This window comes from Halovivax asiaticus JCM 14624 (assembly GCF_000337515.1).
Lineage (GTDB): Archaea > Halobacteriota > Halobacteria > Halobacteriales > Natrialbaceae > Halovivax > Halovivax asiaticus.
Map to the genome: position 1 here is coordinate 102,643 of NZ_AOIQ01000006.1, position 23,280 is coordinate 125,922.

A 23,280-nucleotide genomic window follows, 5' to 3' on the forward strand; every position below is an offset into this window, starting at 1 on the left:
ACCTCAGGCGACGATCTCTTCTTCGTCGTCCGGGTCGCGGACGCGTTCGACGACGTCCGCGACGAGGATGACGTCGCCGACGGCGCGAACCCAGCGATAGGGAACGACGACGCCCTGGCCCTGACGCGCCTCGTGTTCGAACAGTTCCGTATTGAGACTGCCGACGGCGAGGCCGGTTACCGATCGGACGTCGAGGTTGAGTTTGAGATCTTCGACCTCACCGACGAAAACGCCGTTTTTCGTGTACACTTCGCGGCCGACGAGTGACGTAATTTCCTGGGGTCGTTCGTCCATGTCCGGGCAAAAGTGGGGTGGACTCTTAATTGTTGGTCAGACGCCGGACCGGTCAGTTCGGCCTAGCGAGTAACGAACATCCCCACCAGGCCGACGAGGCCAAGGGCGATCGCCCCGAGACCGATTTCGACGGCGCCGGTCGCGGCGAGGGCTGCTCCGGACACGACGCCTGCGCTCGCACCACCGGCGACGAACGCCCCCACACCGACCCCACTGGCTGCGACTCGCCGGTCGGGAGCGGAGTCCCCCTCTGTCGTTTCCGACGGTTGCGATTCGATCGACCGTTCGAGGTCCGCAACCGCCTGGTCGAGTTCGTCGATTCGGTCTCGTGGATCGTCGTCGGATTGCTCGTCGGCGAGTTCCTCGACCCTCGATTCGAGCCCGTCGACGCGTTCGTCGAGCGACTCCGGATCGGACGATTCGACCGCATCGAGACGCGCCGCAAACGTGCTCACTCGCTCCGCTAGCTCTTCGACGTCGTCGATTGTCGCTCGATCAGCCGCATCAGGCGTCGTCGCATCGAGTTCGGACACGGACTGGTCGATCGAATCGAGCCTGTCTTCGACCCCGTCGACGTCCCGCCGGAGCGTCTCGATCGACTCGTCAGTAGCATTGCTGGCGGCCTCGAGCGTCTCGAGACGGTCGCCATTGACTTCGATAGTCGACGTCGCTTCGTCGAGCCTCGATTCGATCGTGGAAATCTTATCGGTGTGTTCTGCAATCGCGGTCTCGTTCGTCGCCACAGTGGATTCGAGCGATTCGACGTCAGATGCCAGCGAGTCCACGGTCGTCTCTGCAGCGGAGACCGACGACTCGATCGCTTCGAGTTCGCCGTCGTATCTCGACTCCAGCGACGACACCCGATCGTCGACGGAGCCGACGTCCGATTCCAGCCCTTCGACAGCAGATTCCAGGGACTCAACCGCCTCGTTCAGCGACTCGACGAACGATTGCAGTGACTCGACATCGGAACCGATCGAATCGATGGTCGAGTCGGTGTCGTCGAGTACCGATTCTACTGCCTCGAATTCAGACTCCAGCGCATCTACGGCATCGTCGAGAGAATCGACGTGCTCCTGGGTCGTCACGAACGTCGATTCGAGCTCGTCGATCTGGTTGGTCACCCGTTCCTCGGACGCGGTCTGGGCCGATTCGAGCTCGTCGAACGAGTCGTCGATACTGGTGGACAGCTCGTCGTCGAGAGCCGAGAGCGTCTCGTCGACGCCGGAAATCCGTGTTTCGAGTTGTGCGACGGCGTCCTCACGCGCTTGTTCGATTTCGTCGACCCGCTCTGCCATAGCGGCGCGTTCGTCGGCGAGAGTCGAGTCGAGTTCGTCGACGCGTGTGGACAGTTCCGATTCGAGTTCGTCGACGCGCGCCCGTAGTTCCGCGTCGAGGTCCGCCACGTCTGTCGTCAGTTCCGACTGGAGTCCATCGAGGTCGCGTCGGTACTCGTCACGGAGCGAGTCCAGTTGGTCGGACAGCGTATCGGTTTCCGTCGACAGTTCGGTCACCGTCTCCGCGATGGTTTCGAGTCGATCGGCGTCCGCACACGTTTCGATCGCGTCGTCGACAGCCGCGAGGGTCGTCTCCACCTCGTCGAGACGATCACTGGCGGCATCGACAGTATCGGTCCGCGCTGTCTCGGCGTCGAGCGAGTGAAGATCGTCTCGGACGGTTTCCAGTTCGTCCTTGAGCGCTGTCGTCGTTTCCTGCAGCGCCGCGATATCGTCGTCTCTCGTCCCGAGACGGTCGAAGAGCCGTTCGATCGCGTCGTTCGCAACGTCGTCAGAGGAGGTATCCGAGTCGACCGATTCCTGGGTATCCTCGGCGTCGACGAAGTCGGTGAGCTGCCTGTCGTCCCGATCGGAGTTGCCTTCACCCGAGTCGTGCGTCGACCACGTAACTTCGGTATAGTCGTCGACATCGTCTTGAGCGGCGATCAGCGCGCCGCGGGCAGCGCTCGCCGCTGGTTCGTCGGCCAGTCGCACCCCGCGAATCGAAAACGGCAATTCGGCCGCATCGAATCGGCCGCCGAAGAGGTATTCGACGCCGTCGACGGCGCCCGATCCCGCGAGCACGACTGGGACGGAAACACCCGGTTCGACGTCGGCAGCGGCCGCTTCGGTCCGGATCGCGGAGACGACAGATCCACAGAGGTCGTCGTACGCCTGTGCGAGTGCGCGGTCGATATCACCGCTCGCGTCCGGATCGAGTGAGAATTCTTCGAGCCGGGCAGCGATCTGCGATCGGTTGTGGCCAGTTTCGCCCGCAGCGTGGCCGACGAGCCAGTCGCGGCCCCTCGGAAGGGCAAACGCGAGCACCGGAACCCCGTAATACACCAGCGCGACGCTGGTGAGTTTCGCCCCGATATCGATACCCACTCCCGTGAACGTCTCGTGGGCGAGTTGATCGGCGACGACTGCGTACCCCGTGCTAATGGGGGTCGCGTCGACGTCCAGTGTGCGGAATACCTCGTCGATCGCATCTCGGTGCCGGGCTGTCGGTGTGTCGGCGTCGACGATGGTCCCGGGGACGGTATACGAGAGGCGAGTCTCCGGTTCGTCCGAAAGCGCGTCCGTGATGAGTGCCTCGATAGCCGGGTTCGCGTACGGTTCCGTCGAGAGCAGTCCACGTTCGAAAATGGCGAGTGGCTCGGCATCGGCTGCCGTCGATCGATCTCGTGCAGGGGCGCCGACGACGTAGGTCGCTCCCGATGTCTCGACCGTCAGTTCCCCCGTCTCCGACGCATCGTCGTCCTCGTCGAGTGGGTAGGCGATTGCCGGAATCGTGTCGACGACCGGCCCGTCCGACCCGTCACGCGCGATCCGGAGTTCCTCAGTAGAAAGGGCGATACCAGTTGCCATGTCGGCGACAGTATCCGACCGATAATGGTAGTTCGGCTCCGAATACCAGATGTGAAAATCAGACCGCCGTTCGTGCCAGTAGCGATGCGATCGAACGTCGAAACCGAGCGGTGGCGAAAATCACGGTAGTGACCCACACATCGAGACGGGAACCTCTAGCGTTATAATAGGGGAACGAGAGTACTAGCGTACATGTCCGAAACCGGGACAGAACCGCCGACGTACGCGACCCGGCTCCCCGACCCGGAACGTGCGTCGAATATTCGGTACAATCCGACACTCACCGAACTCCGCTCGCTCGCGCGCGACGACGAGCGAACGACGGAGTACGGCTCCCCTGCGTACGTCAGCGAGTATCGCTCCCGCAGCGCAGATCGAACGAAGAACGCGATCGACGACGAACTAACCGAGGCGGATCACTCACTCGTTCTCGACGCCATCACCTCTCTCTCGGATCGTGATCTCCTCTGCGTCGACCGGCTCGTCGGGCGCCACCCCGACGCGACGTACTGCTGTCGGCTGTTCGTTCCGACGGCGTACGCCCGAATTGCCCTCACCTGGGCGAAACTCTTCGAACCGACCGACGGCCGCGATCCTGATTTTCAAACCGTTCAACTTCCCGACGCCGAGGAGACGGCGATCCGTGTCTTCCCGGACGAGGGGACGACCGCCGTCCTCGGCTCCGACTACACCGGCGAAGCCAAGAAATCGTTCCTCCGACTCTTCATGTATCGGGCCAAAGAGAACGGTGGCCTCGGCCTCCACGCCGGAAGCAAGCGGGTAACGGTGACCGACGACGAATCGACGGAACGGACGGTCGGCCAACTGTTCCTCGGACTCTCCGCGACGGGTAAATCGACGCTTACGTCCCACGGGTGCTGGCTCGACGAGCCCGAACACGCCGCGATGCTGCAGGACGACGTCTGTGCACTGTTGCCGGATGGATCCGTCGCCGGCAGCGAGGGCCAAGGGCTGTACATCAAGACACACGGGTTGACCGAGAGCGAACAACCCGCCCTCTACGACGCGGCGACAGCAGCGTCGGCCGTCTTCGAAAACGTCGCCGTCGACGAAGACGGGGCCGTCGACTTCGAGGACGACCAGTACACGGCGAACGCGCGGGCGGTCGTCCAGCGCGACGAACTCGAGAGTGCCGCCGAGGAAATCGACCTCGACGGCGTCGACCAGATCTTCTTCATCACCCGAAACCCCCTCATGCCGCCCGTCACCAAACTCGACGATCAACAGGCGGCAGTCGCCTTCATGCTCGGTGAGTCCATCGAGACGAGCGCCGGTGATCCGTCACGTGCGGGCGAATCGATTCGCGTCGTCGGGACGAATCCGTTCATCATCGGACCGGAGGGCGCGGAGGGGAACATCTTCAGAGAGCTCGTCCGCACGCTCGACGTCGACTGTTACGTCATGAACACGGGCTACATCGGCCAGCAGACGGTCGATATCGGCGTCACGGAGTCGGTGACGCTTCTGACGGAGATCGCACGAGGAACTGTCGAGTGGCGAACGGACGACCGAATGGGGCTGACGATCCCCGAATCCGTTCCCGGCATCGACATCGAACAATTCTACGTCCCGGATCACGTCGACGACTACGAGGACGCACGAGCCGCACTGCGGGAAGAACGAGCGGTGTATCTCGACTCGTTCCCACAACTCGACGACGAGATCGCCGACGCCGTCTACTGATCGCCGGATTCGGTTGCGGCGCCGAGTCGACCACGTTCAGGCCAATTTACCTACTCTGGGCAAATTCCGCCGGTTACCCGTGCGTGTATCCGTTTCCAGTGCTGCAATGACTGCATGGCGACCGACGGTCAGGACCGATCCATTCGCGCGCCGGACCGGCGTCGATGTGAACAGTGTGGACGCGTCGAAACCTGGGATCCACTTCGACAACAGTGGGCGATCGCCGACGCGACCCGCAGGGATCGAACACGTCGGTGGTGCATCCACGAGTGGGACATTACTGGCACCTTCTGTCCCGTCGAGTCGGCCGATCGATAGAGTTGAGCGAGCACGAACAGATCGATCGCAGCCACGTCGGTGGCCGAGAACCGACGTGTCCGGACGAAGTACAGCCTATGCTAAGTTGCCGATGGGGGTCGGCTCACCGGTTGACCGATCGGTCGCAAAGCGGACCCCGTGTCGAACCCACACGCACCGGCCGAGCTGGTTTTCGGCCTGCAGACGCTCGCGTCGAAAAGCAACCCTTAAAACTCGCGCAGTGATTTGATCGCGTATGGCTGGAACCATCGAAGTCCTCGTTCCGGGCGGAGCGGCCAATCCAGGGCCGCCGCTCGGACCGGAGCTCGGACCGACGCCCGTCGACGTGCAGGCGGTCGTCCAGGAGATCAACGATCAGACAGCTGCGTTCGACGGAACGGAAGTCCCCGTCACCGTCGACTACGAAGACGATGGCTCGTTCACCATCGACGTCGGTGTCCCGCCGACGGCTGCACTCGTCAAGGACGAGGCCGGGTTCGAAACCGGGAGCGGTGAACCGCAAGAAGAGTTCGTCGCCGACCTCTCGGTCGACCAGGTCAAAACGATCGCCGAACAGAAACTGCCAGACCTCCTCGCGTACGATCTGAAGAACGCGACCAAAGAGGTCGTCGGCACGTGCACCTCACTGGGCGTGACGATCGAAGGAGAGAATCCGCGAGAGTTCAAAGCGAAGATCGACGACGGCGAGTACGACGACGTCTTCGCCGACGAAGCGGCGGCGTAATTCGCTGAGACCGTCCGGTCCCGTTTTCACCGTCGGTTGTGACGCTCAGTTCCCATACCAGCAACTGCAGTCAAGTTCGTCCAGGTTGTCGGACAGTGTGGAACCGACCGAACGAATCGCCCGTCGGTTAAATCTTGTTCGCGGGTGGGACAGACCGATCGGCAGGATCCGATGCTGCACCGCCGGAGACGAATACCCGAGCGCCGGCGCCAGCTCCATAGCAGATAACGAACCCAGTAACGGCGATGAGTGTCACGGTGTGGACTGCCGACACGCCGACCACGAGCGCGCCGACCACGAGCCCCACCCCGACGCTATCGCGAAGGAAGGGACCCGAAAGTCCGTTTCCAGTGGAGACGATCGCGATGAGCGCCCACGTTGGCAACAGTGCCAGACAGACGGTCACGAGCGGAATCGCGAAGAAAACGCCGATGTCCGAGTGACTGAGCAAGAGACCGATGTAGGCGAGCGCACCGAACACGAGGGCCGTTGGAATGCCGATCAAGATCGAGATGACGGGGCTGCGTCGTGCCGTCACGATAGTCCGTCTGCTGTAATCGGGGAGCAACCCAAGGACGGTGATCCCAACGACGAGTATCGCTGCCACCACGAGCGCGATACGGACGACGGGAGAGACACCCATATAGAAGTCGACGACTGCCTGCTGGTCGGACAGTGGTGTCGCCGGTCGCTCAGCGAGCCCACCCACCCGACGGCCGCTGAGGAGCATGGTTCATCACAGGACGATGGGGCACAAAGAAGATTTCGATGAACGTGAGGACACATCGAACCATTCCGGCAGTTGACACCGACTGGAAGATGGCTCATCTACTCTGACGTATCCGCTCGACGAGGATGCGGTACCGGGCCGTCGAAGAAGCGTCCTGAATTGCCTGTGAAACCGAATCAAGTACTGGGCGCAAACGGTCCACTCTGACTGGTCCAGAAATGAACTGCCGGAAAATCCCATTTGCCGACTCCAGCGACGCGTCACGGGTCACTTGCAGCGGGCTTCGACGGGTTTAAGTCCGTAATCCGTCTGAGTCACGGGTGAGACAGGCTTTGCCTGTTTCACTGACCCGTAGGAGCACACCCTGCGTACTACGGAGGTGAACGATGGCAGATTCGGATATCGAAACAGCAGTCACGCGCGCACTCGACGAGTCGCCGGATCGGAACTTTACCGAGACGGTCGATCTCGCGATCAACCTGCGTGACCTAGATCTTGACGAACCGTCGAATCGCGTCGACGAGTCCGTCGTCCTCCCGGCCGGCACCGGCCAGGAGACGACGATCGTCGTCTTCGCCGAAGGAGAGACGGCGCTCAGAGCTGAGGACGTCGCAGACGACGTTCTCGATGGCGACGAGCTCGCCGACCTCGGTGACGACGACGATGCGGCCAAAGAGCTGGCCGACGACACCGACTTCTTCATCGCCGAAGAGGCGATGATGCAGAACATCGGACGGTACCTCGGTACTGTCCTCGGTCCGCGCGGGAAGATGCCGACGCCGCTCTCGCCGGACGACGACGTGGTGGAGACAGTAAACAGAATGAAAAACACCGTGCAACTGCGTTCCGGTGACCGACGCACGTTCCATACGCGCGTGGGCGCCGAGGACATGGGCGCGGAGGACATTTCGGACAACATCGACGTGATCCTCCGCCGACTGCACGCGGATCTGGAGAAGGGTCCACAGAACATCGGCTCCGTCTTCGTGAAGACGACGATGGGCCCGTCCGTGGAGGTGGCCTGAGATGAGCGCGGAGGCCACCCGCCAGACCGAAAACCTTCCGGAGTGGAAGCGCGAGGAAACCGACGAGATCGAGGCTCTCATCGAGAACCACGAGAACGTCGGTGTGGTCGGGATCGCCGGCATCCCCTCGAAACAGCTGCAAGACATGCGGCGCGAACTGCACGGGACAGCCGTGCTTCGTGTCAGCCGTAACACGCTGCAGCGTCGTGCGCTCGAAGCCACCGGGAGCGACGACCTCACCGAGTTCGTCGAGGGCCAGGTCGGGCTCGTCCTCAGTGACGAGAACCCGTTCAGCCTCTATCGCGAACTCGAGGCCTCGAAGACGCCGGCACCGATCGGCGCCGGCGAGGTCGCCCCCAACGACATCGTGATTCCGGAAGGCGACACCGGCGTCGATCCCGGACCGTTCGTCGGAGAACTCCAGCAGATCGGTGCGAACGCCCGGATCGAGGACGGCTCGATCCAGGTGATGGAGGACTCGACAGTTCTCGAAGCCGGCGAGGAGGTTACGGCAGATATCGAGAACGTCCTCAACGAACTCGGTATCGAGGCCAAGGAGGTCGGTCTCGACCTGCGAGCGGCGTACGCCGATGGCGTCGTCTTCGATCCCGAAGACCTCGACATCGACGTCGACGCCTACGAGCAGGACGTTGCGACCGCTGCAGCCCAGGCCCGGAACCTGTCGGTCAACGCCGTCTACCCGACGAGCCAGACCGCACCGACACTTGTCGCCAAAGCCACGGGCGAAGCCAAGAGCCTCGGACTGCAGGCAGCCATCGAGGACGAAGAGCTCATGCCCGACCTCGTGAGCAAGGCCGACGCCCAGTTGCGTGCTCTCGCAGCCCAGATCGACGACACCGAAGCGCTTCCTGAAGCGCTCCAGGACGTCGAGGCGCCGGCTCCCTCGACCGAGGACACCGCCGAAAGCGACGACGAATCGAGCGACGACCAAGACGACGCCGACGACACCGAGGCGGAACCCGACGACGATGACGACGATGATGACGGGTCCGGTGCGGAAGGTCTCGGCGCAATGTTCGGCTAATCCCAACGGAGACTACAGACAATGGAATACGTATACGCTGCACTCATCCTGAACGAATCGGGCGAAGAGATCAACGAAGACAACCTGACCGACGTGCTCGACGCCGCCGGCGTCGACGTCGAAGAGTCCCGCGTGAAGGCGCTCGTCGCCGCACTCGAGGACGTCGACATCGACGAAGCCGTCGCCGACGCCGCGGCCGTTCCGGCCGCCGGTGGCGCAGCAGGCGGTGGCGCTGCCGAAGAAGCCGGTGACGACGAGGACGACGAGGTCGAAGAGACCAGCGACGTCCCGGACACGACGGACGACGATGACGAGGACGACGAGGCCAGCGGCGAGGGCCTCGGCGAACTCTTCGGCTAAATCGGTCACCACACGATTTCTCAGTTCTTTTTGCCGGAAAGCGCCAGCAGTATCCCTGACACACTCGTGTTCAGGACAGACGTTTCTGACCTACCTACAACTGTCAACCGCCCGCACTTTTATAAGCAATGGCGCGGCCAGCGTGCCCCAGGAAGGATGTTCGAGCTCGCCGTCGATCCAGCGACGACGATTCGGGTCTGTAGCTGGGCGAGCGCCGGTATCGTACTCGGCACCGTTAGCGGAGCCGTTCCCGGCCTCCACGCGAACAATTTCGCGTTCGTCCTCGCAGGGGTCGCTCCGGCCGTTCCCGGTCCGCCGGTGCTCGTCGGTGTCGCGATGCTCGCGGCAGGCGTCGTCCATACCTTCGTGAACGCCGTGCCGGCGATGGCGATCGGCGTCCCCGACGGGGAGATGGCGATGACGACGTTACCCGGACACCGACTCGTCCTCGCTGGGCGTGGTCACGAGGCAATGGTGCTGTCAGCGATCGGCAGCCTCCTGGCGGTCGTCGTCGCCGTCCCGCTCGCCGTGCCGATCACCTGGCTCGTCGTCAGGCTATACCCGGTCGTGATCGACCATCTCGCGCTCGTCCTCGGAGGCGTCGTCATCGCACTTATCGTGAGTGAGCGGGCGCCCGCGCGCATGCTGGGTGGGATGGTCACGTTCTGCCTGGCTGCCGGACTCGGGCTGGTCACCCTCGATATCGATCCGGCCGCACCCCTCGACGCCGGCGGAGTGCTCGCGCCGATTTTCGCCGGGTTGTTCGGGGCGCCAGTGCTGTTAGATGCCGTCCACGCTGGCGGCCTTCCCCCACAGGACGACGCGAGGCTCCGTGTCTCTCGGCGGACCGTCGCCTCGACCGCGCTGGCCGGGACCATCGCTGGGGCGATCGTTGGCTTCCTCCCGGGGATTTCGGCGGCGATCGCCGCAGTCGCCGTGCTCGTCGTCGTGCCGGGAGACGAGGGCCTCGGGTCAGCCGGCGACCGGAGCTACATCGTGGCCACGAGCGGTGTCGACACGGCGAACACCGTCTTCGCGCTCGTCGCGTTGCTCGTCATCGGGAGCCCCCGGACCGGCGTGATGGTCGCGTTCGACGGGACGGACGCACCGCTCGCGTTTCCCATCCTCATAGCCACCGTGTTACTCGCAGGGATCGTGGGATTCGTGATCGTGCTCTTCGGAGGCCGGTACTACCTCGACGTCGTCAGTCGAGCGAACTACACCGTTCTCTCTATCGTCATCCTCACGTTGCTCGTGGGCCTCTCCGCCCTCTTTGCCGGACCGATGGGAGTCGGGATATTCGTCGTCGCCAGCCTGATCGGCCTCGTCCCCATTCGACTCGGCGTGCGGCGCGTCCACCTGATGGGCGTCCTGCTCGGTCCGCTCGTCGTCGGCTCAGTGTAATGTCCGACCCAAATCGTCATGCCGGTCACGATCCAAGACCACCCCATGGCAACGCTGTCGACGACAGCACTCGTCCGTATCGTGAGTGGGTCGGGAGCGCTCGTGCTGGCTGCTATCGTGACGGGGACGAGTTCGGTGTGGCTTGGCTGGGCAATCGTGACGGTCATGGTCTCAGGATGGGCCCTCCTGCACGAGAACTGGGGGCGGGAGCCACCATCCGATAGCCCCTGAGGAAGGAGAGTGCCACCAGTGGCGGCCCCATGCCTTGGTTGTCTGCGTCGAACGAAAAGTACACCAACGGGCTCGCCGTGTGAGCGCATCGCTCGAGGCAAGCGGAAAGACAATCGTTAAAAGCACCGGACGGGAACTCAGGGGTATGAGTACGACGGACGACCGCGGACAGCGCGCGTGCGTGTCCTGCGGAATCAACGTTTCCGGGACGAACGCCGCGCGATTCAAGTGCCCGGACTGTGGTACCACGATCAACCGCTGTGCCACCTGCCGCAAGCAAAGCAACCTCTACGAGTGTCCCGACTGCGGATTCACCGGTCCCTGACAACAATGGGTAAAGTAGCCGCTGCGATCAAGGTCATGCCGAACAGCCCCGAAATCGACCTGGACGATCTTCAGGAACGGCTCGAAGCCAGCCTCCCCGAGGGAGCGAAGATCAACGGCGTCGAGCGCGAAGACGTCGCGTTCGGGCTCATCGCACTCATCCCGACAGTGATCGTTCCCGACGGCTCGGGCGGGACCGAAGCCGTCGAAGACTCGTTCGCTGACGTCGACGGCGTCGAGAGCGTCGACGTCGAGAACGTCGGCCGAATCTAACGCCGACACCGAACGCCGATTTTTCCGCGTGTGCCAGATTCGGGAGCTGCAGCGTTCTCCTTCATCGCCATTACTCGACTGACTCCTGATCACTGGCGAAGTTCGTGAGACAGTAATCGAGCCGCACAACGCAGAGAGACAGTCGGAGACAGCGGCGAACGATAAGCGAACGAGCGGCTGTTTCGATCGTGGCGACTCAGGCGTCGTCCGGTGCGCCCCAGGTCGCCGGTTTCGACGCAAGGAGTTCGGAGCCCGCCTCGGAGAGTTCGACGGAGACGTCCCGGTCGAGTCCCGTGCTGATCTCGTCGATGTTCTTCGCGAGGACGGTCAGAATGTCCGGCGGGTTCGGATAGACGAGCATGGTTCCGTCGTCGCCCTCGGTCGCGAGCTGGGTGTCGTTGATCATCACCTGATCGTCGACGATGGAGGCCGTGACGACAGGGAGTGCCTCGGGTTTGCCCGTTTCGTCCTCCCTGACTTTTCGAATGTGGACGGCATCGAGGTCGAGGACATCCTTGTGTTCCTGGATCCGCTCTGCACAGCGAACCATATCCTGGACGATCGCCTGGCGTTCCGCTTCGCCGTGTTCACCGGTGTAACAGTGTTCACAGACGCGCAACTCGAGTCGCATATCGAGCCGTAGCCGGTCTGGACGGATGAGAATTCCGTTCAATCGCCGTCCTGGAGCGACGCTGCGATGGCATGAATGCGGTCACTCCCACACGGAGCGTAGCCGCCGTGGTGACAGATCACGTGTTCGACGTCGAGTTCGGCAAGCGATGCTACGGAGTTGGCTGCGCGATCCTCGTCGACCGTGTAGGCCGGTTTCGGTCCGGAAAGCGATTCGGCCTCGTCGGCGACGAGGGCATCGCCCGCCAAGAGGAGTCGTTCGTCGGGGAGAGACAGCGAGATATGACCAGCCGTGTGGCCCGGGGTCTCCACGACCCGAAGCGGGCCGGCACGGGTCGAGAATTCCTCGCCGTCCGTCAATTCCTCGTCGACCGGGACTGGCGGGTAGCGATCGTCGTCTGGCCCTTTCACAGGCATCTCGTCGCCAGTCAGGTGCGGAATCTCCGCGGGGTGGGCGCCGATCGTGACGTCCGTGTGGTCACGCAGCGCCGCAAGCCCGCCCGCGTGATCGGCGTCGTGGTGGGTGAGGATGACCCGTTCGACGTCGTCGAAGCCGAATCCGACGTCGGCAAGCGCAGTTTCCAGCCGATCCGTCGCCGGTTCGGGGCCCGCGTCGACGAGGATGAGGCCGTCGTCAGTTTCCACCGCTGTAGGGGTGATCGAGACCGTCCGACCACCGAACTCGATCGGGATCGTGAGTGCGTGCACGTACGTATCGTCGGTCATCGGTCGATAGTTCGCGTGCGTCACCGAAAACATTCCGACGGGACCGCCGCTATCGCGTATTCATCAATCGAGGGCGGTTTCGATCGCCTGCTCGAGATCGGTGAGCTGATCGTCGACGTGTTCGATACCGACACTGACGCGAATCAGTCCATCGGTCAACCCGGCCGCGATACGCTCGTCGCGGGGGACCGCGGCGTGGGTCATCGGTGCCGGCTGTTCGATGAGGCTCTCGACGCCGCCGAGACTCTCCGCGAGCGTGAACACCTCGGTGTTCGAGACGACGGCACCCGCCTCGTCCATCGTGGCATCGAGTTCGAAGCTCAACATCCCGCCGAAGTCGTCCATCTGTTTTGTTGCGAGCTCGTGTCCTGGATGGGACTCGAGGCCGGGATAGTGGACGCGCTTGACGTCCGCGTGGTCGTCGAGCCAGGACGCGATCCGACGGGCGTTCTCGCAGTGGCGATCCATCCTGACCGGGAGCGTCTTCGTTCCGCGGAGCACGAGGAAGCTCTCGAACGGACCGGGCGTGGCCCCGACGGCATTCTGATAGAAGCCGAAGCGCTCGTCCAGATCGGGATCGTTCGTCAACAGCGCGCCGCCGACGACGTCCGAGTGGCCGCCGAGGTACTTGGTGAGCGAGTGCGAAACGACATCGGCGCCCAGATCGAGCGGTCGCTGCAGGTACGGGGTCGCAAACGTATTGTCGATCGCACAGATGGCGTCGTGGTCGTGTGCGATCGCCGAGGCGCCCTCGATGTCGACGATGGACATGAGCGGGTTCGTCGGGGTCTCGAGCCAGAGCAGTTCCGTGTTCTCCCGGAAGCCGGCTTCGATGGCCTCGAGGTCGGTCATATCGACGAAGGTGAACTCGATATCGTACTCCTCGTAGACCTGCGTGAAGATCCGGTGGGTCCCGCCGTAGACGTCGTTGCCGGTGACGACGTGATCTCCCGCCGAGAGGGTGTTCAGGACGGTGTTGATCGCCCCCATCCCGCTCGCAAAACAGCGCCCGTAGTCGGCGTTCTCGAGGCTGGCGAGATTGGCTTCGAGATCGCTGCGAGTCGGGTTCCCCGTCCGCGAGTACTCGTAGCCGCGATGGTCGCCCGGCGCGTCCTGCTCGTACGTCGAGTTGGCATGAATCGGCGTCATCAACGCCCCTGTCTCTGCATCTGGTTCCTGTCCGGCGTGGATCGATCGGGTCTCGAACCGGTACTGGTCGTCCATGTCAGGGTCGACGTGTTCGATACCCCTTACTGTTACCGTCTGCGGAACGACCGTCAGGCGTCGGACTGTTCGGATACGGTTGTACCAGCAGTTTGAACCGGTATGGAACTACATATCAGCCGTTTTCGTATCGGTATCCTGAATAGTTTCAGAACTATTGGGTTCTAGTGTCGATTCCCAAAAAGGACCCCGGATCTCTACGCTGAACAACACCACTCCGTCGAGCGCTACTCGGAACAGGGCCGATGTGATGGCCACACTCATTTGGATCGGTGGGCAAGTTCGAGTATGACCCGCCACGAGTTTCGCGAGCTCGCGTCACCCGACACCGCCAGGGAGATACTCGCAGAACTGGACGTCGACACAGACATCGAGGAAGTGTCACTCGGACAGGCCAGTGGTCGTCGACTGGCCACTCGTATCGATGCGGACATCGACGTCCCCGGGTTCGACCGGGCAGCGATGGACGGATACGCCGTTCGGGCGGCGGACACCTTCGGTGCATCGGAGGCGAAGCCGACGCGACTTGCAGTCGTCGACAGCATGGCTGCGGGTGAGTCGCCGACTATCGAGATCGACCGGGAGGCAGCCGTACAGGTCGCGACAGGTGCGACGCTCCCACCCGGGACGAACGCGGTCGTACCGGTCGAACGAACCACGTCCCTTGACGGCGAGGTGGCGATCGCCACGCCGGTCGCTCCTGGCGATCACGTGCAGTATCGAGGCGCCGACATCGCTGCGGGCGACCGAGCGTTGAGTCCCGGCACGCGCCTCGGCGCCAGACACGTTGCCCTGCTCTCGGCGATCGGTCGCGAGTTCGTTCCCGTTCGGGGCCGACCCAGGGTAGCCGTGCTGTCGACCGGGGGTGAGCTAGTCGACCCGGGCGAACCGCTCGACCCAGCGGCCGGCGAGATCTACGACGTAAACGGCGTCGCGATCTCGGCGGCCATCGAGGCGGCCGGCGGGGTACCGAAACGATTGCACACGGCACCCGACGACCCCGCCGAACTTCGGGAGACGCTGTCGGCGGCCGCGGCATCTGCGGACTTGCTCGTGACGTCGGGATCGACGAGCGCCGGGTCCGTCGACGTCTTGCCGGACGTAATCGAGGAACACGGCGAGCTGTTACTCCACGGCGTCGCGATGAAACCGGGTCGACCCCTACTGGTCGGTCGTGCATTCGATACTCCGCTCGTCGGCTTACCGGGCTATCCAGTCTCTGCCATGGCGGTCTTCAGGACGTTCGTGGCCCCGATCATTCGAAAAACCGCCCACGTCGACGAACCCGACCGTGCAACCGTCTCGGCCAGGCTTGGTTCCCGGATCCGGTACGACGGCGGCCGCATGCGGCTGGTCCCGGTCGGCCTCGTCGAGGATGGTAACGGGTCCGACGTCGCCTACCCGCTCTCGCGCGGGAGTGGGGCAACGACGAGCCTGGCCGAAACGGACGGGGTCGTTCGGATGTCGCCAGGGACCAACACCCTGTCGAGGGGACGAGACGTGACCGTCGAGCGGTTCGACGCCTCGGCACCGATCCCGTCGCCACTCGTCGTCGGGGACCCTGACCCGCTCCTGTCCGGACTCCTCGACGACGTCGAAGAACCTCGCTTCCTGCGAGTTCCGGTACGGGACATCGACCGATGGGTCGAGAATGGCGTTCCCGATGTCGTCGTGGCCCCCCGTGGCCTCTCGGGGGTATCGACCGTCGCCCCCGATCCCGAGGACACTGCTTCGTGGGAGACCCTCGCAAGATTTACGCGTGAGTGGGGGCTCGTCGGCGAAGCATCGACGATGGAGGGCGGACGATCTGGCGTCGATATTCTCGACTCCGTCGAACACCTCGCATCACTAGCCGGCTCGCTCGGTCTCCGCCACGCGTTCGACGACTGGGTGGCAGCCACCATGCAAGACGGGAACGACGCGATTACCCAGGATGGACTTCCCGGCCTCGAATCGGCTGCCCGTGCGGTGCACGAGGGACGAACTCGCGTCGGCCTCGCGTTGTCCACGACGGCGGACCGACTTTCCCTCGACTACCTGCCCCTCGGGTCACAGGAACTGGTCGTCGCCGTCGACTCCGCTCGACGGGAGAAACCCGGCGTTAGAGACTTCGAGTCGATACTTGCGGACAGACTCGGACGGCGACTCGCAGACCTTCCCGGGTACGCCGAAGTCGAGAGCGAAGAACCGTAACGCTCGGTCTCCGGGCCCTACCGACGAGTACGGCCCGTCAGTGGTCGTCAGCCAGGTGGTCGATCTCCGGTCCAGTGGTTGGGCGGCGTCGCGCGACGCGTGAGCACTGTTCCGTCCCGTTGGCGCCATTAGCTGTCGGCTTCCGGTGGGTTGATCGGTGAGTCGTACTCGTCGTTCATGACCCACTCGCCGTCGCGCTCGATCAGGTACTCCCCGTAGTAGGGGACGCGGGTCGCGACGACCGCTCTGAAGGCTCGGCGAATCTCGGACCGACTGAGATCGCCCATCGAGTGGGCGTCCGCACGGTTCAGACAGCCCTTGAACCGACCGTCGTGGGTGACCCGGATCCGCCCACAGTTGGCACAGAAGCTTGGATTCCCCACGGGGTCGACTATCTCGACCATGCCGGTGGAATCGGATTCGCCCGTGGCGCTGACGTGGTAGCGCCGACGGTCGTGCATGTCGCGGCGTTCGATGCGGTCAGCACGGGTCTCGAGCCACTCGTGAACGCGATCGACGTCGATCGCCCATTCGGGATGCCCCGCAATCTCCGGCATGTACTCGATTAGCTGGAGTTGGAGTCCGTCGGACTCGGCCACGTGGTCGACCATCTCGGGGACGTGTTCGGCCGTCGCCTCGAAGACGACGACGTTCAGCTTGAGGGGTGTCAGTCCCGCCTCGAGAGCGGCGTCGACACCCTCCAGAACCCGTTCGTAGGCACCGCTCTTCGTCAGGTTGGCGAAGGTCTCGGGGTCCATCGCGTCCTGCGAGATGTTGACGCGCTCGAGGCCGGCTGCCGCCAGATCGGCCGCGCGGCCGGGGAGGAAACTTCCGTTCGTCGTTAGCGACGGCGTCATCCCTTCGGGGACGCCGGCAACGATCTCCTCGAGATCCGTCCGAAGCATCGGCTCGCCACCGGTGAACTTCACGCGTTCGACGTCGAACTCCGAGAGTACCTCGAGGATCCGGATCACCTCGTCTGCGGCGAGCTCGTCGTCTGCCGGCGCTCGCGGGCCGCGGGTGTCGCCGAGCCCCTCGTTGTGGCAGTACACACAGTCGAAGTTACATCGGTCGGTCAGGGACACCCGTACGCCCGAGACCGTCCGGCCAAACTCGTCCTCGAGTGACACACGGATCATTTGGCTCCGGCGCTATTATAATCCTCCGCCGAACCCGCAACCGAGACGCTCGCGAGTCTCGGGTTCGGCCGGACGGTCGAGGGCTCCGGACCACGACGCTTAGGGGCGGGGGGCGCGTTTGTCAGGTATGAATAATCCGGAGGCTGGGCTTCACTCCGTTACCTCCTTCGAGGACGGATACAAGCAGTTACGATCGATCTGTCACTCGCACGAGCGGCGGGAGCGACGGCCGGTCACGGACGCAAACGGTGCCGTACTCGCAAGTGCGGTCCGTGCTGCCCGGGCCGTTCCACACTACGACCGCGCGGCGATGGACGGGTTCGCGGTCCGTGCACGGGACACCTTCGACGCGAGCGGCCGGTCTCCAGCCCGCCTTACCGTCGATACAGGACACGTCGCCACCGGCACCGCGAGTGCCGTCCACACCGGAAGCGCCGTGCCCGAAGGGGCAGACGCCGTGGTGCCGGTCGAAGCCACCGAACGCCGAGAGGGAACACTGCTCGTGACCGACGCAGTGACCGTCGGCGAGAACGTCGCGGACGCGGGCGAGGACGTCGCCGCCGACGAGTCCCTGTTCGACGGCGGGCATCGACTCCGGCCGGCGGACCTCGCGCTGCTTCGAGCCGCCGGCGTAAATCACGTCGAGGTCGTCCCTTCACCGACGGTCAGCGTCGTCCCAACGGGCGAGGAACTTGTCGATCCCGACGTCGATCCGAAACCGGGCCAGGTCGTCGAGACGAACGGGCTGATGGTGTCGAGTCTCCTCGAACAATGGGGTTCGGTACCGACCTATAGAGACCCAGTGACCGACGACAATGACCGGTTACAGACCGCGATCGAACGTGATCTCGACCACGATATCGTGGTCACGCTCGGCGGTTCGTCCGTGGGCGAGCGTGACCTCGTCCCCGACGTTGTCGACGAGATCGGTGAGGGACGCGTTCACGGGCTGTCCATCAAGCCGGGCCATCCGATGGGCTTTGGAACCGTAGAAGAGACACCGGTCCTGTTCCTCCCGGGGTACCCAGTCTCCTGTCTGGTCACTGCCACCCAGTTCCTGCGGCCTGCCGTGGCGTGGAGCATCGGCCGGGAACCTGCCGATTTGCCCGCGGTCCGTGCGAAACTTGGGGCGAAACTTCCGAGTGAACCGGGAGAGCGGACGTTCGCCCGGGTTAAATGGACGGACGCACCGCCGACAGCGGACGGGCTCCCGCGTGTCCACCCGGTTCGAACGGGTGGTGCGGGCGTCCTCTCCAGTGTCACGCGAGCCGACGGCTGGGTCATAGTCCCGGAATCGCTCGAAGGAATCCCCGCTGGCGAACCGGTCGACGTCGAACTGTGGGAACGTCCGGATTCGATCCCGATTACGACATAATTCCGATCGTGCCCGACTGGGACGGTGCGCTCATCGATCAACGCAGGACCGAAATTTGATCCGGCGTGACGAGTTCCACCACCTCGTTCTTTCGAACGCTGGTCTGAACAACGTCACGCCTGCGGAACGTGCCTTTTATAACTATGACGGGGCAACAGGTCCGTACGACTATGCCCAAATCGAACGGACCTCGGCAGGGAACGCGGAACAAACTCCGTAACAAACCCCGGGAACGAGGCACGTCGCCGCCGCAGCGAGCGATTCAGGACTACGACGAGGGCCAGAAGGTCCACCTGAAGATCGATCCGAGCGTGACGAAGGGACGCTTCCACCCGCGATTCGACGGCCGAACCGGTGAGGTCGTCGGGACGCAGGGCGACGCGTTCAAAGTACGCGTCTCCGACGGTGGCTCGTCGAAGACGCTCATCGTCACGGCCGCCCACCTGCGCGCACAGAACGAATGACGATCTTCAAAGAGATCGTCGACGAGGAGTATCTCACGATCTCTGAGACCAAAGAACTCCTCGCCGACATCGAGACCGAACGGGCTCTCGACGAGGACCGCGAGCTCCGCTACGAACTCGCCCGTGCGATCGAGCACGCCAACCGGTTCGCCGTTCTCGAACCCGAGGAGTCGCTCGAACTCGTCGACGAACTCACCGAGCTCGAGAAGATCGACGAACCGACGGCGTACAAGATCACGAACTTGCTGCCCAGAGATCGCAGCGAACTCAGAGCCGTCTTCGCGCAGGAGCGCTACTCGCTCTCTGGCGACGAACTCGACGAGATCCTCGACATCATCGCGAAGTACGCCTGATCGATCGGGCAGTCGATTCCGTCAAACCACGGACTCGTTCGAGCCGAGCGCCACTCACTCGTTCGAGCAGGCAAAATCCGGCCACGCGCACGTCCTTCTGGACCGACCCCAGTGGACGAGAGGTGGCCGATTGTTTAAGTGTCCGCTAGGCGTATCCCCCTGGTGATGAGTGAATCCGATCGTGATGAGTCGACGGAGCGGCGCGCGGTGGTGCTGGACTATCTGGCCCACGGGCACTCCACCGGCGGGCGGCGACAGTACGACCGCTCACCAACCGGATACGCCCTCGACGTGGACGATTTTGGACTCTACGAGGTCGCTTTCGACGAAGACGAGCGTCTGACTATCGGAACGCGGGTGGTCATCGAGCCGCCGGAAGCACGGACGGTCGTCGAAGACGCCTGGCCAGTCGAGTACGACGCGCTCTCCTCCGGAGCACACTCCGAACTCGAGTACGTGATTCAGGACCTGATCGACGAGAACGAGGAGCGATTCGTCGACTTCTACAACGACGCACAGCCGATCACTCTCAGACTGCACCAGCTCAATCTGCTGCCGGGGATCGGGAAGAAACTCAGAAACGCCATCCTCGAAGAACGAAAGCGCAAGCCCTTCGAGAGCTTCGACGAGCTATCGGAGCGCGTCTCCGGATTGCACGATCCCGACGAGATCCTCGTCGAGCGAATCCTGGAGGAGCTCCGAGACGACGATCTGAAGTATCGAACGTTCGTTGGGCGGGAAGCCGAATCCAAAAACTGAGGATTTTTCGCGGGTAGCTCTCTCGATCCGGTGTCGTCCCCCGACCGGAACGGTGCGTTTACCCACGTCCCCCGAGTACCGACGGTCGATGAGAGATCCGGACGACTTGCTGGCCAGAGCCGGGGTCCGTGGTAATCCCGATCGTGACCAGCACTTCCTCGTCGACGACCGCGTCCTCGACCGACTACCGACGTATCTCGACGCGGTCGATTCGATCGATGGTGACGACGATCCGCCCGAACGGGGCCCGCTCGCCGATGCCCACCTCCTCGAAATCGGACCGGGGACGGGCGCGCTGACGGACCGATTGTTGGCGACCGGCGCGACCGTCACCGCGATCGAGCGCGATCGCAAACTCGCCGGCTTTCTACGCCGGGAGTTCGACGAGGCGATCGACGCGGGACGGCTGACGGTGATCGAAGACGACGCGCTCGACGTGGCGCTCCCCGACGTGACCGCGTCCGTCTCGAATCTTCCCTATAGCGCGTCGAGCGACCTCACCTTTCGCCTCTTGCCGCGGGGGATCGAGCTGGTATTGATGTTCCAGCGGGAGTTTGCAGAGCGCATGGTCGCCGAGCCGGGGACGTCAGACTATGGGCGACTCTCCGTCTCTACTCAGCACTACGCCGCTGTCGAAATCGTCGAGACGGTGCCCCCCGAGGCGTTCTCGCCACCGCCGGCCGTCGACAGCGCGATCGTTCGAACGGAGCCGCGGGCGCCGTCGTACGAGGTTGCCGACGAGACGTTCTTCCTCAGGTTCGTGAAGGCACTGTTCACCCAGCGGCGCAAGACCGTCCGAAACGGCATTCGAAACACCGCCCACATCTCCGAGCTGGACGATCCAGCAGCCGTCGTCGACGCAACACCGGAGGACCTGCTGGCGAAACGGCCGGACGCCGTGACGCCGACGGAATTCGCCGAATTGGCAACGATCGCCGAGTCAGTAGCCGACGACTGACATCGCTGGCGTCGGTCCCTGCTCACCGCTCGGTCGACTACCGACGACTTATCAGGGGGTACCTGCATACATCACTCGAACACGATGGAGGCTTCGATCACCACGTTCGATCAGCTGGGGACGATCTTCGAGACGACGCCACAGCGGCTGGTGGTGACCCTCGTCGTCTCGCTGATCTTTGCGTACGGAATGCGTGTCGGCAGGCGGGCACTCACCCGGCTGGACGACTACGTCCGCCCGGTGTACCGCGACCTCGTCGGCACGGTGGTCTTCTTGCTCGGTGCTGGTCTGGCAGCGGGCATTCTGATCGGTACCTGGCAATCGACCCAGCAATTCGTGACGCTCGTAAAAGGCTTCGACATGGGTACCGAGACCATCGCGCAGTTGATCGTATCGGTGATCCTCCTCATGACGGCCGTGATCGGAACTCGATTTCTCAGACGGCTTATTCGTAACATCCTCGGGTCGGCCTCCTCGGTTTCGGAACACCAGAAAGAAGTCACCTACCGACTGACCCAGGTGATCATCTACTCGCTGGCCGGCGTTACCGTCCTCGGAATCTGGGTCGAAGACCTCGGCGCGATTCTTGTCGGGGCGGGCTTCCTGGGCATCGTACTTGGCATGGCCGCCCAGCAAACCCTGGGAGCGCTCCTCGCAGGCTTCGTGCTGATGTTCTCCCGTCCCTTCGAAATCGGCGACTGGGTGGTAGTCGACGAGCGACACGACGGGGTCGTCACCGACATCTCGATCTTCGACACCCGTCTCAGAACCGTCGACGGCGAGTACATCGTCCTCCCCAACGACGTCGTCGGCTCGGCCGCGGTCACGAATCGGTCTCACGCCGGCCGCCTTCGGCTCGAAGTGGAAGTCGGTGTCGATTACGGTTCTGACGTCGAACGAGCAGCCGAACTGGCACGTGAGATCACCGAATCGGTCGACATCGTTCTCGACGCCCCCAGACCGCGCGTCGCGACCAAGGAACTGGGCGATTCCTCGGTCGTCCTCGGCGTCCGGTTCTGGATCGACAGACCGCGCGCCCGGCGGGCGATGGAGGCCCAGACGGGCGTGACGAACGCGATCAAGGCCGGGTTCGACGACGCCGGCATCAAGATTCCGTTCCCGCAGCGCGAACTCTCCGGCGCGGTCGACCCACCGGCCGGTGGCGGTGCGGTCGACGACGAAGCGATGGTCGGGTACGACGAGCCGGCGGGTGAAGCCGACCAGCAGTCCACAACTTCGGAGGAGGCTGATCCAGCCACGAGCGACGACGCCGGTGACCGCTGATGGACCTGGCCGAACGACGAGGAATGGAGACCGACGTCTATCAACCAGCCGCGGACTCCCGTCTCCTCGCCGAGGCCGCCATCGATCGACTCTCGGATCGATCGTCCGGCCGCATGCTGGAGGTCGGGACGGGCTCCGGGTACGTCGCAGCGCAATTACGAGCGGCGCTACAGTGGGACGTGGTCGCCTCCGATCTGAACCCAAACGCCTGTCGGGAAGCTCACGACCGTGGTATCGACGTCGTGCGCGGAGACCTCGTCGAGCCGTTCGGCGCCGAGACGTTCGACGCCGTCCTGTTCAACCCGCCGTATCTGCCGACGGATCCGTCGGTCGAACGCGACGACTGGATGGAGGTAGCCCTCTCCGGCGGTCCCTCCGGACGGGCGGTCGTCGAGCCGTTCCTCGAGACGGTCCGCCGCGTGCTGAGGCCGGACGGTGTCGTGTTACTCCTCGTCAGCAGTCTCACGGGAATGTCGGACGTCACGGAGCTGGCAGGCGACGCCGGATTCAGTGCGATCGCCGTCACCACCGAGTCGTTCCCCTACGAATCACTGACCGTCCTCGAACTCGTCCAGTGAGGAGGGTGTCCGTCGTTGCGCTCATCCCCACGGGCGACAGGGGCGTCGATTTACGAAATAGGCCCAACTAATACAGTTCTGTGCTCGAACCGACGTCACGATCGTTCAAGACCGTGTGAGTGCCAGTTAAGGCTGAAATTCAGGCAATAGCAGCCAGAGAACAGCGTTCCAGCACGAAAAGACGGATAAGCCCAAAGCCGTCAGGGCGCTCCCACGACTGGCTGGCACGAGGTATTGATTACTGCAGAGCATGGATTCATATGGTAAATATTAAACAGCGGCATAGCGTAGTGCCCGA

At 63.5% G+C, this 23,280-nt stretch carries 25 protein-coding genes; 18 read left to right on the plus strand and 7 right to left on the minus strand.

Going from position 1 to position 23,280, the window contains the following annotated elements; genetic code table 11:
- Window positions 1-3: 3 nt before the first annotated feature.
- Together C479_RS01580 and C479_RS01585 are read right to left on the minus strand one after the other, a co-directional pair.
- The gene (locus tag C479_RS01580) at window positions 4-294 is read right to left on the minus strand and encodes a PRC-barrel domain-containing protein (RefSeq protein WP_007696827.1); all 291 of its coding nucleotides are present in this window, start codon (window positions 292-294) and stop codon (window positions 4-6) included.
- A gap of 62 nt (window positions 295-356) precedes the next feature.
- Window positions 357-3,161 carry a chromosome segregation ATPase-like protein gene (locus C479_RS01585; RefSeq protein WP_007696830.1) on the minus strand — a complete coding sequence of 935 codons (2,805 nt, stop codon included), beginning with the start codon at window positions 3,159-3,161 and terminating at the stop codon, window positions 357-359.
- Between the two features lie 192 nt (window positions 3,162-3,353).
- Between C479_RS01585 and C479_RS01590 the strand changes: the two genes are divergently transcribed.
- The 3 genes from C479_RS01590 to C479_RS01600 all read left to right on the plus strand — a co-directional run bounded on the left by C479_RS01590 (window position 3,354) and on the right by C479_RS01600 (window position 5,907).
- Complete coding sequence (locus tag C479_RS01590) at window positions 3,354-4,865, plus strand: phosphoenolpyruvate carboxykinase (ATP) (RefSeq protein WP_007696833.1); 1,512 nt, start codon at window positions 3,354-3,356, stop codon at window positions 4,863-4,865.
- A 114-nt stretch (window positions 4,866-4,979) separates the two neighbouring features.
- On the plus strand, window positions 4,980-5,183 hold the full coding sequence (locus tag C479_RS16965) for an HEWD family protein (protein ID WP_007696836.1): 204 nt from the start codon (window positions 4,980-4,982) through the stop codon (window positions 5,181-5,183).
- A gap of 235 nt (window positions 5,184-5,418) precedes the next feature.
- Window positions 5,419-5,907, plus strand: a complete 489-nt coding sequence (locus tag C479_RS01600; RefSeq protein ID WP_007696838.1) for a 50S ribosomal protein L11 — start codon at window positions 5,419-5,421, stop codon at window positions 5,905-5,907.
- A gap of 127 nt (window positions 5,908-6,034) precedes the next feature.
- Here the strand turns inward: C479_RS01600 and C479_RS01605 are convergent, their stop codons facing one another.
- Complete coding sequence (locus C479_RS01605) at window positions 6,035-6,637, minus strand: hypothetical protein (protein WP_007696840.1); 603 nt, start codon at window positions 6,635-6,637, stop codon at window positions 6,035-6,037.
- A 386-nt stretch (window positions 6,638-7,023) separates the two neighbouring features.
- Between C479_RS01605 and C479_RS01610 the strand changes: the two genes are divergently transcribed.
- The 7 genes from C479_RS01610 (at window position 7,024) to C479_RS01635 (ending at window position 11,299) form a co-directional block, all read left to right on the plus strand.
- Window positions 7,024-7,662, plus strand: a complete 639-nt coding sequence (locus tag C479_RS01610; RefSeq protein WP_007696842.1) for a 50S ribosomal protein L1 — start codon at window positions 7,024-7,026, stop codon at window positions 7,660-7,662.
- Window position 7,663: 1 nt separating this feature from the next.
- Window positions 7,664-8,707 (plus strand): 50S ribosomal protein L10, encoded by a 1,044-nt coding sequence (locus tag C479_RS01615; RefSeq protein WP_007696843.1) that lies wholly within the window; start codon window positions 7,664-7,666, stop codon window positions 8,705-8,707.
- A gap of 21 nt (window positions 8,708-8,728) precedes the next feature.
- Complete coding sequence (gene rpl12p / locus C479_RS01620; RefSeq protein WP_007696845.1) at window positions 8,729-9,067, plus strand: 50S ribosomal protein P1; 339 nt, start codon at window positions 8,729-8,731, stop codon at window positions 9,065-9,067.
- Between the two features lie 156 nt (window positions 9,068-9,223).
- Window positions 9,224-10,471 carry a tripartite tricarboxylate transporter permease gene (locus tag C479_RS01625; protein ID WP_007696847.1) on the plus strand — a complete coding sequence of 416 codons (1,248 nt, stop codon included), beginning with the start codon at window positions 9,224-9,226 and terminating at the stop codon, window positions 10,469-10,471.
- Window positions 10,472-10,516: 45 nt separating this feature from the next.
- Window positions 10,517-10,702 (plus strand): hypothetical protein, encoded by a 186-nt coding sequence (locus C479_RS01630; RefSeq protein WP_241430148.1) that lies wholly within the window; start codon window positions 10,517-10,519, stop codon window positions 10,700-10,702.
- Window positions 10,703-10,847: 145 nt separating this feature from the next.
- Window positions 10,848-11,027 (plus strand): HVO_2753 family zinc finger protein, encoded by a 180-nt coding sequence (locus C479_RS15715; RefSeq protein ID WP_007696852.1) that lies wholly within the window; start codon window positions 10,848-10,850, stop codon window positions 11,025-11,027.
- Between the two features lie 5 nt (window positions 11,028-11,032).
- Window positions 11,033-11,299, plus strand: coding sequence for an elongation factor 1-beta (locus C479_RS01635; RefSeq protein WP_007696855.1), 267 nt, complete (start codon window positions 11,033-11,035; stop codon window positions 11,297-11,299).
- A gap of 196 nt (window positions 11,300-11,495) precedes the next feature.
- Here the strand turns inward: C479_RS01635 and C479_RS01640 are convergent, their stop codons facing one another.
- From C479_RS01640 to C479_RS01650, 3 genes are all read right to left on the minus strand, one after another.
- On the minus strand, window positions 11,496-11,930 hold the full coding sequence (locus C479_RS01640; RefSeq protein WP_007696858.1) for a hypothetical protein: 435 nt from the start codon (window positions 11,928-11,930) through the stop codon (window positions 11,496-11,498).
- Window positions 11,931-11,968: 38 nt separating this feature from the next.
- The gene (locus C479_RS01645; RefSeq protein WP_007696861.1) at window positions 11,969-12,655 is read right to left on the minus strand and encodes an MBL fold metallo-hydrolase; all 687 of its coding nucleotides are present in this window, start codon (window positions 12,653-12,655) and stop codon (window positions 11,969-11,971) included.
- Window positions 12,656-12,718: 63 nt separating this feature from the next.
- On the minus strand, window positions 12,719-13,879 hold the full coding sequence (locus C479_RS01650) for a cystathionine gamma-synthase (protein WP_007696864.1): 1,161 nt from the start codon (window positions 13,877-13,879) through the stop codon (window positions 12,719-12,721).
- Window positions 13,880-14,167: 288 nt separating this feature from the next.
- On the opposite strand from C479_RS01650, the gene C479_RS01655 reads away from it, so the two are divergent.
- Window positions 14,168-16,072, plus strand: coding sequence for a molybdopterin biosynthesis protein (locus tag C479_RS01655; RefSeq protein WP_007696866.1), 1,905 nt, complete (start codon window positions 14,168-14,170; stop codon window positions 16,070-16,072).
- 128 nt (window positions 16,073-16,200) lie between these two features.
- On the opposite strand, the gene moaA is transcribed toward C479_RS01655, so the two are convergent.
- Window positions 16,201-17,211 carry a GTP 3',8-cyclase MoaA gene (gene moaA, locus C479_RS01660; protein ID WP_007696868.1) on the minus strand — a complete coding sequence of 337 codons (1,011 nt, stop codon included), beginning with the start codon at window positions 17,209-17,211 and terminating at the stop codon, window positions 16,201-16,203.
- A 127-nt stretch (window positions 17,212-17,338) separates the two neighbouring features.
- Here moaA and C479_RS01665 point away from each other — a divergent pair, with 127 nt between their 5' ends.
- The 7 genes from C479_RS01665 to C479_RS01695 all read left to right on the plus strand — a co-directional run bounded on the left by C479_RS01665 (window position 17,339) and on the right by C479_RS01695 (window position 22,982).
- Window positions 17,339-18,586, plus strand: a complete 1,248-nt coding sequence (locus C479_RS01665; RefSeq protein ID WP_007696870.1) for a molybdopterin molybdotransferase MoeA — start codon at window positions 17,339-17,341, stop codon at window positions 18,584-18,586.
- 170 nt (window positions 18,587-18,756) lie between these two features.
- On the plus strand, window positions 18,757-19,050 hold the full coding sequence (locus tag C479_RS01670; RefSeq protein WP_007696872.1) for a 50S ribosomal protein L21e: 294 nt from the start codon (window positions 18,757-18,759) through the stop codon (window positions 19,048-19,050).
- Entirely contained in the window at window positions 19,047-19,403 is a 357-nt protein-coding gene (locus tag C479_RS01675) for an RNA polymerase Rpb4 family protein (protein WP_007696875.1), read from the plus strand. Before C479_RS01670 ends, C479_RS01675 begins: the two co-directional genes overlap by 4 nt.
- Window positions 19,404-19,568: 165 nt before the next feature.
- Window positions 19,569-20,162: a DUF655 domain-containing protein gene (locus tag C479_RS01680; RefSeq protein ID WP_007696878.1), complete on the plus strand. Its 594-nt coding sequence runs from the start codon at window positions 19,569-19,571 to the stop codon at window positions 20,160-20,162.
- An 88-nt stretch (window positions 20,163-20,250) separates the two neighbouring features.
- Window positions 20,251-21,120, plus strand: coding sequence for a 16S ribosomal RNA methyltransferase A (locus C479_RS01685; RefSeq protein WP_007696880.1), 870 nt, complete (start codon window positions 20,251-20,253; stop codon window positions 21,118-21,120).
- 84 nt (window positions 21,121-21,204) lie between these two features.
- Window positions 21,205-22,404: a mechanosensitive ion channel family protein gene (locus C479_RS01690; RefSeq protein WP_007696883.1), complete on the plus strand. Its 1,200-nt coding sequence runs from the start codon at window positions 21,205-21,207 to the stop codon at window positions 22,402-22,404.
- Window positions 22,404-22,982 (plus strand): HemK2/MTQ2 family protein methyltransferase, encoded by a 579-nt coding sequence (locus C479_RS01695; protein ID WP_007696886.1) that lies wholly within the window; start codon window positions 22,404-22,406, stop codon window positions 22,980-22,982. Before C479_RS01690 ends, C479_RS01695 begins: the two co-directional genes overlap by 1 nt.
- Window positions 22,983-23,280: the final 298 nt, after the last annotated feature.

Excerpts from the sequence above, each read along its gene's own strand:
- C479_RS01580 (WP_007696827.1), bottom strand. The coding sequence starts at position 294 with ATGGACGAACGACCCCAGGAAATTACGTCACTCGTCGGCCGCGAAGTG.
- C479_RS01585 (WP_007696830.1), bottom strand. The coding sequence starts at position 3,161 with ATGGCAACTGGTATCGCCCTTTCTACTGAGGAACTCCGGATCGCGCGT.
- C479_RS01590 (WP_007696833.1), top strand. The coding sequence starts at position 3,354 with ATGTCCGAAACCGGGACAGAACCGCCGACGTACGCGACCCGGCTCCCC.
- C479_RS16965 (WP_007696836.1), top strand. The coding sequence starts at position 4,980 with ATGGCGACCGACGGTCAGGACCGATCCATTCGCGCGCCGGACCGGCGT.
- C479_RS01600 (WP_007696838.1), top strand. The coding sequence starts at position 5,419 with ATGGCTGGAACCATCGAAGTCCTCGTTCCGGGCGGAGCGGCCAATCCA.
- C479_RS01605 (WP_007696840.1), bottom strand. The coding sequence starts at position 6,637 with ATGCTCCTCAGCGGCCGTCGGGTGGGTGGGCTCGCTGAGCGACCGGCG.
- C479_RS01610 (WP_007696842.1), top strand. The coding sequence starts at position 7,024 with ATGGCAGATTCGGATATCGAAACAGCAGTCACGCGCGCACTCGACGAG.
- C479_RS01615 (WP_007696843.1), top strand. The coding sequence starts at position 7,664 with ATGAGCGCGGAGGCCACCCGCCAGACCGAAAACCTTCCGGAGTGGAAG.
- rpl12p (WP_007696845.1), top strand. The coding sequence starts at position 8,729 with ATGGAATACGTATACGCTGCACTCATCCTGAACGAATCGGGCGAAGAG.
- C479_RS01625 (WP_007696847.1), top strand. The coding sequence starts at position 9,224 with ATGTTCGAGCTCGCCGTCGATCCAGCGACGACGATTCGGGTCTGTAGC.
- C479_RS01630 (WP_241430148.1), top strand. The coding sequence starts at position 10,517 with ATGGCAACGCTGTCGACGACAGCACTCGTCCGTATCGTGAGTGGGTCG.
- C479_RS15715 (WP_007696852.1), top strand. The coding sequence starts at position 10,848 with ATGAGTACGACGGACGACCGCGGACAGCGCGCGTGCGTGTCCTGCGGA.
- C479_RS01635 (WP_007696855.1), top strand. The coding sequence starts at position 11,033 with ATGGGTAAAGTAGCCGCTGCGATCAAGGTCATGCCGAACAGCCCCGAA.
- C479_RS01640 (WP_007696858.1), bottom strand. The coding sequence starts at position 11,930 with ATGCGACTCGAGTTGCGCGTCTGTGAACACTGTTACACCGGTGAACAC.
- C479_RS01645 (WP_007696861.1), bottom strand. The coding sequence starts at position 12,655 with ATGACCGACGATACGTACGTGCACGCACTCACGATCCCGATCGAGTTC.
- C479_RS01650 (WP_007696864.1), bottom strand. The coding sequence starts at position 13,879 with ATGGACGACCAGTACCGGTTCGAGACCCGATCGATCCACGCCGGACAG.
- C479_RS01655 (WP_007696866.1), top strand. The coding sequence starts at position 14,168 with ATGACCCGCCACGAGTTTCGCGAGCTCGCGTCACCCGACACCGCCAGG.
- moaA (WP_007696868.1), bottom strand. The coding sequence starts at position 17,211 with ATGATCCGTGTGTCACTCGAGGACGAGTTTGGCCGGACGGTCTCGGGC.
- C479_RS01665 (WP_007696870.1), top strand. The coding sequence starts at position 17,339 with ATGAATAATCCGGAGGCTGGGCTTCACTCCGTTACCTCCTTCGAGGAC.
- C479_RS01670 (WP_007696872.1), top strand. The coding sequence starts at position 18,757 with ATGCCCAAATCGAACGGACCTCGGCAGGGAACGCGGAACAAACTCCGT.
- C479_RS01675 (WP_007696875.1), top strand. The coding sequence starts at position 19,047 with ATGACGATCTTCAAAGAGATCGTCGACGAGGAGTATCTCACGATCTCT.
- C479_RS01680 (WP_007696878.1), top strand. The coding sequence starts at position 19,569 with ATGAGTGAATCCGATCGTGATGAGTCGACGGAGCGGCGCGCGGTGGTG.
- C479_RS01685 (WP_007696880.1), top strand. The coding sequence starts at position 20,251 with ATGAGAGATCCGGACGACTTGCTGGCCAGAGCCGGGGTCCGTGGTAAT.
- C479_RS01690 (WP_007696883.1), top strand. The coding sequence starts at position 21,205 with ATGGAGGCTTCGATCACCACGTTCGATCAGCTGGGGACGATCTTCGAG.
- C479_RS01695 (WP_007696886.1), top strand. The coding sequence starts at position 22,404 with ATGGACCTGGCCGAACGACGAGGAATGGAGACCGACGTCTATCAACCA.